The organism is Roseateles sp. P5_E11, assembly GCF_054049355.1.
Genome location: NZ_JBFUMO010000150.1, coordinates 1 through 11,499 on the forward strand (window position 1 = coordinate 1; position 11,499 = coordinate 11,499).

Here is an 11,499-nt window from a genome sequence, read left to right on the forward strand (position 1 = left end):
GGTCAAGCCGCCGGCGGTGCAGGCCCATGCCGGGCAGCGCCTCGGTCCCTGGAAGCTGCTGGGGCCGATTGGCAGCGGCGGCATGGGCGAGGTCTGGCTGGCCGAACGCAGTGACGGGCTCTACGACGCCCATGCAGCGATCAAGCTGTTGCATGCCCGCGCCACCACGCCCGCGCAACGCGCCCGCTTCGCCCGGGAGGGCGAGCTGCTCGCGAGGCTTGGGCATCCACACATCGCGCGCCTGTTGGATGCCGGTGTGCAGCCGGACGGCGCACGCTATCTGGTGCTGGAATACGTGGCCGGCGCTCAGATTGATGACTGGTGTGACGTCCGTCGCGTCGGTCTGGCACAGCGGCTCGCGCTCTTCCTGCAGGTCTGCGAGGCCGTGGCGTACGCGCATGCCCACCTGGTGGTGCACCGCGACCTCAAGCCCGCCAACCTGCTGGTGAGCGAGGACGGCCAGGTCAAGCTGCTCGACTTCGGCGTCGCCAAGCTGCTGGCCGACGACACGAGTTCCGACAGCGACCTCACCCGGGCCGCCGCCGCGGGCCTGACACCCGCCTACGCCGCACCCGAGCAACTCACCGGCGGCGCCATCAGCACGGCCACCGACGTCTATGCCCTGGGTGTGCTGCTGTTCCAGTTGCTCAGCGGCCAGCGCCCCTATGCCGGCACCGACAGCACGCCGGCGCAGTGGGTACGCGACATCGTCGAGGCCGAACCCCTGTCGCTTTCCCGGGCTCAGCCCAGCGTGCAGGCCGCTGCGGCGCGGGGCACTTCAGCAGCCCAGCTGGCCCGGGCCCTGCGCAGCGATCTGGCCTTCATCACGGCGCGCGCCCTGCGCAAGCAACCCGGCGCGCGCTACCCCTCGGTGCAGGCCCTGGCCGAGGATGTGCAACGCTACCTGCGCCACGAACCGGTCAGCGCCCGGGCCGGGGATTGGCGCTACCGGGCCGCACGCTTCGTGCGCCGCAACCGACTCGCCGTGGCCGGCAGCGTGCTGCTGGCGTCGGCGCTGGCGGCCGGCGTCGGCGCCACACTCTGGCAGGCCGACAGGGCCCGGCGTCAGGCCGTGCTGGCGCAAACCGAGGCCGCCAAGGCCACGGCCATCAAGGACTTCCTCCTCAAGTCCTTCAACACGGCGCAGATCGGCCAGCGAACCCAGGCCAACGGTGCCGCGACCACCGTGCTGCAGCTGATCGAAAGCGGTGGCGCCGAACTGCTCAAGGACGACCTCAAGATCGACCCGGAGGCACGCCTGGAACTGCTGACCGCGCTCGGGGAACTGCAGCGCATCAACGGCCTGCATGCGCAGGCCGAGCCCCTGCAGCTCAAAGCGCTCGAACTGGCCAAGCAGCATTTCGGCGCGACCAGTGAGAAGTACGTCTACGCCCTGGTCGAGCGCGCCACCAACCTGCCCAAGCTGGGGCGGCGCGCTGAATCCAACCAGCTCTACGACGACGCCATTGCCCTGATGGAGAGGATCGGCCAGCAACACACCGAGAGCTACCCCTTTGCGCTGTGGATGCGCGGCGTGAACGCCTATCGCACCGACCAGTACGAACTTGCATTGAGCCTGTTTGAGCGCGCCGAACTCGCCTGCCGTCAACACCGGCCCCACGACGCCACCCACGCCTTCGCCCTGCAGTGGCAGGCCAACGTGCACTCGATGCGCGACCAGTTCGATGCGGCGCAGGCCGCCCTGACGAAGGCGCTTGCGCTCACGCCCAGTGCCGAGCACCCGGAGCAGGCCGAGGCGCTGCTGCAGCTCTACCTGGGCGACCTGCAAACCCGCCGGGGCGAGATGGAACAAGCGCTGGCAGCCTACGACCGGGCGCTCTCCCTCATGCAGCGCACCGACAGCGGCCGCAACCCGGACCGCGTGGTCGTGCTCGTCAATGCCGCGCGGGCGCGCCATGAGCTGGGCCAGCCCGAAGCGGCCAGGGCGGAGCTGCGCGAGGCGCTGGCGCTGGCGCAGCACCACCCGACGGGTGAGCCCGGCCGAACCCTGAGCGATCGCGTCCTGTCGGCCCAGGTGGCACTCGACCTGGCCGATGGCAACGCGGCTGCCGCCCTGGTCGCCGCACGCCAATTGGCCGCACGCTGGCCGGCCGACGCCACGGGTTCGAGCTACGCCGCCAACCGGATGCTCCTGGCCGAGGCCGAGCGGCAAGCCGGGCAGCCCGCGCTGGCGCGCCAGGCGGCCGAGCGCGCCGCAGCGATCTACGAGGCTGCGGGCAGCGACACCCTGCTGGCGAGGCAGGCCCGGTTGGTGCTGGCCGAAGTCCTGGCACGGCAAGGCGATGCCGCAGCATCGGAACAGTTCCGCAGGGTGCTTGAAACCGCCCGTGCAGACTCCGCGACACCGCCGCGTTCCAGGCAGTTGCAGAAGGCCCGCGCCCTGGCCGGCCTGGCCCGCCTGAGCCTGTCGACCCGCCCGCAGGAGGCCGCACGCCTGGCTCGCGAGGGCAGCGCTCTGCTGCCCGCTCCAGTCACCCTGCGAGAACGCCAGGTCCTGTCACAGTTGCAGGAGACCGAAGCCAAGGGCGTCAAGCAGGGGTCCGCAGTGCCCGGGGCCTGACCGCACGGTTTGCGGCGCTATCGGCAGTCCCTGCGCAGAYGGCGCAAGCAGAGCAACCCGAGTCCAGCCGCGAGAAGCAGGGCGCTCCCCGGCTCGGGCACGGGCAGCGCCGTTGTCCAGTCCAGCCCGCTGGCCGCGCTGAGCGTGTAGCCATCGGTGACCAAACTGCCGCCCACCAGCAGGCCGGTCACGCCCTGCACCAGCACGCTGCTGGAGAAATCAAGCTGGCTGTTCGAGTTGCCCGACACCGCGCTGAAGCTGCGCTGACCCGACTCGGCGCGGGCGTAGATGCCCAGGTCGAAGGCCGTGCCCACCACCACCGGCACGCTGAAGGTCCAGTGCCCGTCGACCACGCGCGAGGTGGCGGGCGAACTGGCCACACCCCAGGCCACGCGCTGGCGGTCGGTGGCGAAGAGATCGGAGTTGCCCCGGCTGTAGCCCGGGTTGGACGAGGACAACTCAAAGGTGTTCATGTAACCGGTCACCTGGATCTGGCTGCGCCCGGCAAAGCCCGCGGCGGCCAGGGTGCCGTCGATGGACATGTCGACCAGCATGTAGACCGTCTGCCCCGTATGCCCGGCCCATTGCAGGGTCAGCTTGTCCTCGAAGCCGCCGTTGGACCCCGCCACGGCAAAGAAGGCGTTGTTGGGCGAGTTGTTGTCTGAACGCATGTGGATGTGGCCGATGCCCACCGAACCCCAGGTCGAGTTGCTGATGTTGCCGCTGCTGTAGCTGTCGCTCGTGGTGGCGCTGCTGTTGCCGGTGAAGTAGGCCACCGTGCAGTGGCCGGACGCGAAGCCGCCKGTGAAGTCGGTACCTGCCGTTCTCGGCGCGCCGGGACTCGACGGCGCAGCGCAGGAACTCATGAAGCCACCGGGGCCGGTGACGTCTTGGTGCCTCGGGGCGGCTTGCACACTGCTGGCCAGGCCGGCCAGTGCCAAGCACAGGAAATAGCGGGGTGAAGACATGGCTTGAAGCTCCGGGTCGGGGTTGATGGGCGTCTGCACACGTTCAACCGCACTAAGCCCGCAGAAGGGATCACCACCCCCTAGAACTTGGGGCCTGAGGCGAGTCCTTAGTGAGGCGTCGGGCAAGACGCAGGTCATGCCCTCGGCACACCTCGGTCAGCCTGACCCAAGTGCTCAAGGATGGCGGGATTTTGGTGCTCGCTCACATCGCAAGCGATATGAGTGAACCCCGAACCCGGCGATCAATAAGCCTGCCCGAGCTGTTCCAGGATTGCGGGATTTTGGTGCTCGCTCACATCGCAAGCGATATGAGCAAGCCCCAAACCCAGCCCATCGGCTGCGCCGACCGCGCTTCGCGCGGCCTAGAGCAACCGGTCCAGTCTAGTAAGCCTGGCCCAGTTGCTCCAGGATGGCTGGGTTTTCCAATGTCGACGTGTCCTGCGTCACCGTCTCCCCCTTGGCCACCGACCTCAACAAGCGCCGCATGATCTTGCCCGAGCGCGTCTTGGGCAGGTTGTCGCCGAAGCGGATGTCCTTGGGCTTGGCGATGGGGCCGATCTCCTTGGCCACGTGGTCGCGCAGTTGCTTGGCAATCGCCTTGGCCTCGTCGCCGCTCGGGCGYGGGCGCTTCAGCACGACGAAGGCGCAGATGGCCTCGCCGGTCGTGTCGTCCGGGCGGCCCACCACCGCCGCCTCGGCCACCAGTTCGGTGCAGCTGACAAGCGCCGACTCGATCTCCATCGTGCCCATGCGGTGGCCGGACACGTTCAGCACGTCGTCGATGCGGCCGGTGATGGTGAAGTAGCCCGTTTCGGCGTCGCGGATGGCGCCGTCACCGGCCAGGTAGTAGCCCTTGAGCTCGGCCGGGTAGTAGCTCTTCTTGAAGCGCTCCGGGTCACCCCAGATCGTGCGGATCATGCTCGGCCAGGGCTTCTTGACGACCAGGATGCCACCCTGGCCATTGGGCACGTCGTTGCCGGTCTCGTCGACGATGGCCGCCGTGATGCCCGGGAAGGGCAGCGTGCAGGAGCCCGGCACCAGCGTCGTCACGCCGGGCAGCGGCGTGATCATGTGGCCGCCGGTCTCGGTCTGCCAGAAGGTGTCGACGATGGGGCAGCGCTTGCCGCCCACATGCTCGTAGTACCACTCCCAAGCCGCCGGGTTGATGGGCTCACCCACCGAGCCCAGCAGGCGCAGGCTGCTCAGGTCGGAACGCGCGGGATGCACGGCGGGGTTGCTCTCGGCGGCCTTGATCAGCGAGCGGATGGCCGTGGGCGCCGTGTAGAAGATCGTGACCTTGTGCTTCTCGATCATCTGCCAGAAGCGGCCGGCGTCCGGGTAGGTGGGCACGCCCTCGAAGACGATCTCGGTGCCACCCAGGGCCAGCGGGCCGTAGGTGATGTAGGTGTGGCCCGTGACCCAGCCGATGTCGGCCGTGCACCAGAAGATGTCGTCGTCCTTCAGGTCGAAGGTCCACTTGGTGGTGAGTGCCGCATGCAGCAGATAGCCGCCCGTGCTGTGCTGCACGCCCTTGGGCTTGCCGGTGGAGCCCGACGTGTACAGCAGGAAGAGCGGATGCTCGGCCTCGACCCACTCCGGCGCGCAGCTCGTCGACTCGGCCGACATCAGGTCGTGCAGCCACACATCGCGGCCGTCGACCCAGGCGATCTTGCCGCCGGTGCGCTTGTAGACGATGACGTCCTTCAGCGTCGGGCAGGCGCCGCCGTCCAGCGCCTCGTCGACGATGGCCTTGAGCGGCAGCGCCTTGCCGCCGCGGGCCTGCTCGTCGGCGCAGATGATGGCCACGGCGCCGGCGTCCTGCACGCGGTCGCGCAGGGACTGGGCCGAGAAGCCGCCAAACACGACCGAGTGCGTCGCGCCGATGCGCGCACAGGCCTGCATGGCCACCACGCCCTCGACGGACATCGGCATGTAGATGACGACACGGTCGCCCTTCTGGATGCCGCGCCCCTTGAGCGCGTTGGCGAGCTGGCTGACCTTGGCCAGCAGCTCGGCGTAGGTGACGCGAGTGACCGTGCCGTCATCGGCCTCGAATATCAATGCCGTCTTCTCCCCCTTGCCGGCCTCGACATGGCGGTCCAGACAGTTGTAGGAGACATTGAGCTTGCCGTCCTCGAACCACTTGAAGAACGGCGCGTCGCTGTCGTTGAGCGTCTTGGTGAACGGCGTCTGCCAGCTCAGCAGCTCGCGGGCCTGGCGGGCCCAGAAGCCGGCGTAATCGGCCTCGGCTTCGGCCACAAGAGCGGCATAGCCCGCTTCGCCCTTCACATGGGCGTTGGCGACCCATTCCGGGCTGGGGGCGTAGGTGTTGAGCGTACTCATCGTGTGTCTCCTCGTTCTGGCTGCTTGGCGCGCACTGTGCGAGGAGTCACTGACGATGCCCTTACTCTCGGCTCTGCGCCCCGCGGCGCAAGCTTAGCGCGGCTCAGCGCGGGGCCGGCGTTTCAGCCCCATCAGCAGGCCCAGGCCGGCCATCAGCAGGCCCGCGCTCGCCGGCTCGGGTGCCGGGGCGTTGATGAATTGCAGGTTGTCGATCAGCAGCGCGTGATCCGTGGTGTTGGTGTGAATCCTCAGCTCGTCAAAGACGATGTCGCGAAAACCATAGATATTGGTCGAGCCCGTCAGCGATGAGGGTGCGGCGGCAGATTCGACCCAGCCACCATGGAAGTAGGCGTCAAAAGTCGAGACGCCGTTGTCCGCCGTCACCATCGCGAAGGCTGCGGCTGAAACGGGCTTGACGAAATGGATCGCGAAGTCGGTCGAGGCACCCACATTCGACCGGAAGTTGCTCACACGGTTGCCGCTGAAATGCACAAACGCCGGATTCATGTCGGCGTTGGCGAAAGCGGAATCGAACTTCAGGCCGAGGTTGACGAACTGATCGGACACGACCTCGCTCGCCCTCAGCGCAACCGATTCGAAGTCGACGGTGAGGTCTGGCGTGGTCAGCCCGGTGTCTGCATTGAAGAATTCGGCCCGGGCGGGGCCGCTCAGCAGCGCCAGCGCAGCCAGCAGGGCGGCCGGAACACGGCGCATTTGGGTTTGGATCATCAGGAGCTCCCAGCAGGTTGAGGTGGCGGCGCGAGTGCCCCGCCTTCTTCAGGACGGGCCGCGCCGGCAGATCCGGACACGCCCCCCTAGTTCAAGGCCGCGGCCGCACCAACATGCCCGGTGCGGCCACGAAAGGCTTGAAGCCCATGGCTTCATAAAGCTCGGCCGGCGCATAGGCCACGCGGCCCTGAATGACGAGGCTGGCACGGCGCAGCGCCTCGATGTCCTGGGACGGGTCGCCCTCGACGAGCAGCAGGTCGGCTGCATAGCCACGCGCGATGCGGCCACGCTCGGCGCTGGCGCCCGCCACCCGCGCACCGTTCCAGGTCGCGATGCGCAGCACCTCGGGCGCCGGAATGCCCGCCTTCACGTACAGCGCCAGCTCGCGGTGCAGACCCAGGCCGGCCGTGCCGTCGGTGCCCGCCACCAGCGGCACGCCGGCGCGGTGCATGTCGCGCGTCAACGCCAGCAGCTTGGCGTAGGAACGGCGGTAGGTGTCGAGCTTGTCGCCCGCCAGGTCCATCGGCGCCACGCGCAGCTGGCGCTGCCACAGCACGGGCAGATGCCCAGCCACGTCGCCCAGCACCGGGTCGAGCTCGCCCTGGGCCTGGGTGAACATGGCCTCGAAGGTCATCAGCGTCGGGTCGACGACGACCTGGCGCTCACGCAGCAGCGCGATGAAACGCCGCACCTTCGGGCTGGCGAGGTCGACGGCCTGGGCGTCGCTGCCCACGCGCTGAAAGCGCAGCAAGGTGCGGCTGTCGTCCCCCGGGCGGCTGACGAAGTTCAGCATGACCTGGTTGATGTGGGTCAGTTCCTCGTAGCCGGCGCGCACCGCCTGCTCGGCGAGCATGAAGGCCGGCACATGGCCGTTGACGTGCAGGCCCAGGCTGCGGGCCTTGGTCGTCAACGGCTTGACCCATTCGGGCTTGATCGAGTTGTAGAGCTTGATGCCGACAAAGCCATGGCAGGCATACCAGCTCACCGCATCCAGTGCCTCGTCCAGCGTCTCGGCGACGATGCCATTGCGCGCCGAGAAAGGGCTCTTGCCCTCGATGAAGCCGGCGGCGTAGACGTTCGGGCCGATGACCTCGCCGCGCTCGATGCGGTCGCGCAGGCGCAGCAACTCCTGGTTGTCGTTGCCGGGGTCGCGGATGCTGGTCACACCGCCGGCCAGATGCGCCAGGCCGTCCTCGCTCCACAGATGGGCGTGCATGTCCCACAGGCCCGGCAGCAGCGTCTGGCCGCGGCCGTCGATGGCGCGCTCGGGCAGCACGCGCAGCGCGCCGGGCTCGGTCACGGCGTCGATGCGGCCCTGTGAGATCCACACATCGCTGGGGCCCCGCATGCGCGCCGCCGGGGCGTCGAACCAGCGCACATTGCGGATCAGCGTGACGCCTTCGAACGGTTTGGCCAGGCGCTGGCGCAGCGCGCCGAGGCGCTCGTTGGCGGCCTGCTGCTGGCGGGCCAGCAAAGCGGGCACCAGCGCCTCGGCGCCCCTCTCTGCCACCGCGAAGCCTGGCCAGGTGATCGCGAACAGCGCGTGGCTGGCGTCGTCGCGCACCCAGTAGTACCAGGGCTGGGCATCCGCGCCGGTGACGGCCACCAGGGCCAGAGGCCCCGTCGCGGCATCGGGCGTCAGGCGGGCCAGGATCTCGGCGCGGATCTTCAGCCCGCCCAGCGTGGCGGCACGGCCGTCGGGCTGGGCCAGCAGCATGCGCACCAGGGCGCCGTAGTAGCCCGGCGAGGCCTCCAGCGGGATGAAGACGAAGTCATCACCCGCCGGCACGTCGCCGCTGTCGGCCCGCGAACGCCAGCGCGCATGGGCGTCGACGACATCGAAGTCCTCGGCAATCTCGGCACCCATGGTGCTGCGCCCCCGGCCGCGGTAGTCGCGCGGCGCGCCGTTGGTGGCGAGGCGAAAGCTCTCCTTGATGTCCGGGCCGCGGCCGTTGTCGCGGTAGCTGTAGTCGGTCTCGATGCGGCCATCGGACTGGGTTTCGACACGCAGATGGCCGGCCACATGCTCCTGCGACAGCACCGTGTACTCGGCGCCCCGCGCACTGCCGAGCGCGAGCCAAAGCAGCAGCCCGATCACACGCGGCGCACTCATGACCGCGCTCCCGACCTGCCGCGCCGCAACGCCAGCAGGCCCAGGCCTGCCGCCAACAGCACCGGCACCTGGGGTTCGGGCACGCTAGACACAATGGCCCGCAGCTCGACGCTCTGCGGCAGGTAAAACTCCAAAGATTGCAGGCTGGCCGCAGCCCGTTGCCCGGGCATGCAGGCCAGGCTCAGACAGTCGGGGTCCGAAGACGCCACGAGGTGGTAGCTGCCGATCAGCGTCTGCGTCACCGAAAGATCCCAGTGCCCCGCAGCCTGTGGTGCCGTGGCCCAGACGGGCGGCGTCAGGCCAACCGAACTGTCCAGGCTCCCCAGCGCCACCGGGCTCACCTCGGCGCTGTAGTGTTCGGTGCCAGAGGCCGTCACGTCCCATCGGTTGGAGCCGCGGGCCGTGGCCAGCTGCGCATCGGGCGGCGCAATGAAGCGGCTGACGGCGCGCACGCTCATCTGGTCCGGATGGGGGGAGATGACCAGCTCCCAATGCGCGTCCAGCGGCATATGCCAAGGCTGGAAGTCGAAATGGAGGTCAAGCGTGCCAAGCCCGGCGTTGGGCTGGGAGGGGTTCCAGTTCAGCAGGAGGGCACCGCCACCCTGGAAGACCCATTGCCCATTCTCGAAACTCAACACCGGCGGGCTTTCCAACCCGCCCGTCAATACGCCGCCAGGGTCCTGGCTCTGCCAGCTCGCCCGCACGGTTGGCGTGATTTGGGTCTGGGCCATGCAGGCCGACGCGGCGCCTTGCAGCGCGCAGGCGGCAAGCACGGTTCGAGCAACTCGAAGGGGATGGCGGGACATGGCGCGTTCCAAGAGCGTGAGCGGCTTGCTCACCTGCTTTCAGACGCAGCCTTGCAGCGAATCCGGACAAGACCGCCGTCCCCCCGGCGCGCTCACTGGCCCAGCAGCACTCCCAGCAGCAGCCGCGCCTTGTCCCAGTCACGGCGCACCGTGCGGTCGGTGAGCTGCAGCGCCTCGGCGATCTCGAGGTCGTTGTAGCCGCCGAAATAGCGCATCTCCACCACCTTGGCCAGGCGCGGCTCGGCCGCGGCCAGGGCCTCCAGGGCCTCGTGCACCTTCAGCACCTCGTCTTCGCCGGCCGGCGTGCTGTCGGCGATGTGGGTGTCCAGCGTCAGGTGAGCCAGACCACTGCCACGGCGCTGGGCCTGGCGCTCGCGCACCGCGTCGATGATGACGGAGCGCATCACCTGTGAGGCATAGGCGAAGAAGGCGCGCCGGCTGTCCGGCCGCAGCCGTCCGCTGCCCAGAAAGCGCAGATAGCTCTCATGCACCAGCACCGTGGTGTCGAGCACGGTGTTGCGCCCGCCGTCGCGCAGGCGGGAGCGGGCCAACTTGCGCAGTTCGTCGTAAGCGGCAGCGAAGAGCCGGTCCTGGGCGCCGGCGCTACCGGCATTGACCTGTTCGATCAGGGTTTCGATGGCATCGTCTGGCACGGGCGCATGGTGCCAGCGCACTGCCGCCACGGACATCATCCTTACTGGGGATGTCCGCCCTGGCGATGCGCTTGCGTCTGACCTAGTGTGCGAACCCAATGAAAAGAGCCCAACGATGCTGACCCCGGCGGACATGAGCCGGCTGAGCCGACTGCTCGACCAGGCCCAGGCGCTGGCGCCCGAAAGCCATGAAGCCTGGCTGGCAGCACTGCCGCCGGACGCCGCACACCTCGCGGCGGCGCTGCGCGACATGCTGGCGAACCCGCCCGGCGAGCTGACACTGCCGCGCCTGGGCGCCTGGGAGGGCGAGGACCCCGCCGCCGTACACGCCGGCGACCGCATCGGCCCCTACCGGCTGCTGGAAGAGATCGGCCGCGGCGGCATGGGCAGTGTGTGGCGGGCCGAGCGGGCGGACGGCAGCTACCGGCGCGAGGTGGCGCTCAAGCTGCCACGGCTGACCTGGGGCGAGGGGCTGGCACGACTGATGGCCCAGGAGCGGGACATCGGCGCGATGCTGGAGCACCCCAACATCGCCCGCCTCTACGACGCCGGCATCGACATGCGCGGCTGGCCGTATCTCGCGCTGGAACTGGTGGCCGGCCAACCCATCGACGCCTGGTGTCGCGAGCAGGCCTTGAGCGTGAACGCGCGCCTGACGCTGCTGTTGCAGGTCATGCGCGCCGTCGGCTATGCCCACGGGCGGTTGGTCGTGCACCGCGACATCAAGCCTTCCAACGTGCTGGTGACGCCCGACGGCCAGGCCCATTTGCTGGACTTCGGCATCGCCAAGTTGCTGTCCGAGGCTGCCGTTGGCGCCGGCCTCACGCTGGCGTCGGAGCGCCATCTGACGCCCCACTACGCCTCGCCGGAGCAGTTGCGCGACGCGCCGGTCACCGTGTCCACCGACGTCTACAGCCTGGGCGTGCTGGCCTTCGAACTGTTGACCGGCCACACGCCGTATCGCCTTGCTCGCGACAGCCGCGCTGCCTGGGAAGCAGCGGTACTTGTCGATGAGCCCGAGCGCGCCAGCATCCGCTGCACTGACACCGCGACGGCCCGCGCGCTGCGCGGTGACATCGACGCCATCCTGGCCAAGGCGCTGCGGCGCGACCCGGCCGAGCGCTATGCCAGCGTCGACGCCTTCGCCCAGGACGTGGAGCGCCACCTGCGCGGCGAGGCGGTGCTGGTCCAGCCCGACAGCACTTGGCACCGCCTCGGCCGCACGCTGCGCCGCCACCGGCTTGCCTTCGGCACGTCGGCGGTCGTCATCGCCGCGCTGGCGCTGGGCGGCGGCATTGCGCTGCGC

Annotated in this window: 8 protein-coding genes; 2 read left to right on the top strand and 6 right to left on the bottom strand. The window is 69.1% G+C overall.

Features of this window, described 5'->3' with window-relative positions:
* The coding region (locus ACXJKR_RS13325; protein ID WP_457323240.1) for a protein kinase domain-containing protein at positions 1–2,581 on the top strand (2,581 nt) is incomplete at its 5' end.
* Between the two features lie 17 nt (positions 2,582–2,598).
* Here ACXJKR_RS13325 and ACXJKR_RS13330 read toward each other — a convergent pair.
* From ACXJKR_RS13330 to ACXJKR_RS13355, 6 genes are all read right to left on the bottom strand, one after another.
* Positions 2,599–3,549, bottom strand: a complete 951-nt coding sequence (locus ACXJKR_RS13330) for a PEP-CTERM sorting domain-containing protein (RefSeq protein WP_457323241.1) — start codon at positions 3,547–3,549, stop codon at positions 2,599–2,601.
* Positions 3,550–3,930: 381 nt separating this feature from the next.
* Complete coding sequence (gene acs, locus ACXJKR_RS13335) at positions 3,931–5,892, bottom strand: acetate--CoA ligase (protein ID WP_457323242.1); 1,962 nt, start codon at positions 5,890–5,892, stop codon at positions 3,931–3,933.
* A 93-nt stretch (positions 5,893–5,985) separates the two neighbouring features.
* Positions 5,986–6,621, bottom strand: a complete 636-nt coding sequence (locus ACXJKR_RS13340; protein ID WP_457323243.1) for a PEP-CTERM sorting domain-containing protein — start codon at positions 6,619–6,621, stop codon at positions 5,986–5,988.
* Between the two features lie 91 nt (positions 6,622–6,712).
* Positions 6,713–8,734, bottom strand: coding sequence for an amidohydrolase family protein (locus ACXJKR_RS13345; protein WP_457323244.1), 2,022 nt, complete (start codon positions 8,732–8,734; stop codon positions 6,713–6,715).
* A complete protein-coding gene (locus ACXJKR_RS13350) occupies positions 8,731–9,540 on the bottom strand; it encodes a hypothetical protein (RefSeq protein ID WP_457323245.1) in 810 nt (269 codons plus the stop codon). The genes ACXJKR_RS13345 and ACXJKR_RS13350 overlap by 4 nt, the downstream gene beginning before the upstream one ends.
* A 92-nt stretch (positions 9,541–9,632) precedes the next feature.
* Positions 9,633–10,193, bottom strand: coding sequence for an ECF-type sigma factor (locus tag ACXJKR_RS13355; protein WP_457323246.1), 561 nt, complete (start codon positions 10,191–10,193; stop codon positions 9,633–9,635).
* A 115-nt stretch (positions 10,194–10,308) separates the two neighbouring features.
* Between ACXJKR_RS13355 and ACXJKR_RS13360 the strand changes: the two genes are divergently transcribed.
* On the top strand, positions 10,309–11,499 hold a 1,191-nt coding region (locus ACXJKR_RS13360), incomplete at its 3' end, for a serine/threonine-protein kinase (RefSeq protein ID WP_457323247.1).

Bases quoted from the DNA above. Each gene is read 5' to 3' on its own strand.
- ACXJKR_RS13345 (WP_457323244.1), bottom strand. From the start codon at position 8,734: ATGAGTGCGCCGCGTGTGATCGGGCTGCTGCTTTGGCTCGCGCTCGGC.
- ACXJKR_RS13350 (WP_457323245.1), bottom strand. From the start codon at position 9,540: ATGTCCCGCCATCCCCTTCGAGTTGCTCGAACCGTGCTTGCCGCCTGC.
- ACXJKR_RS13340 (WP_457323243.1), bottom strand. From the start codon at position 6,621: ATGATCCAAACCCAAATGCGCCGTGTTCCGGCCGCCCTGCTGGCTGCG.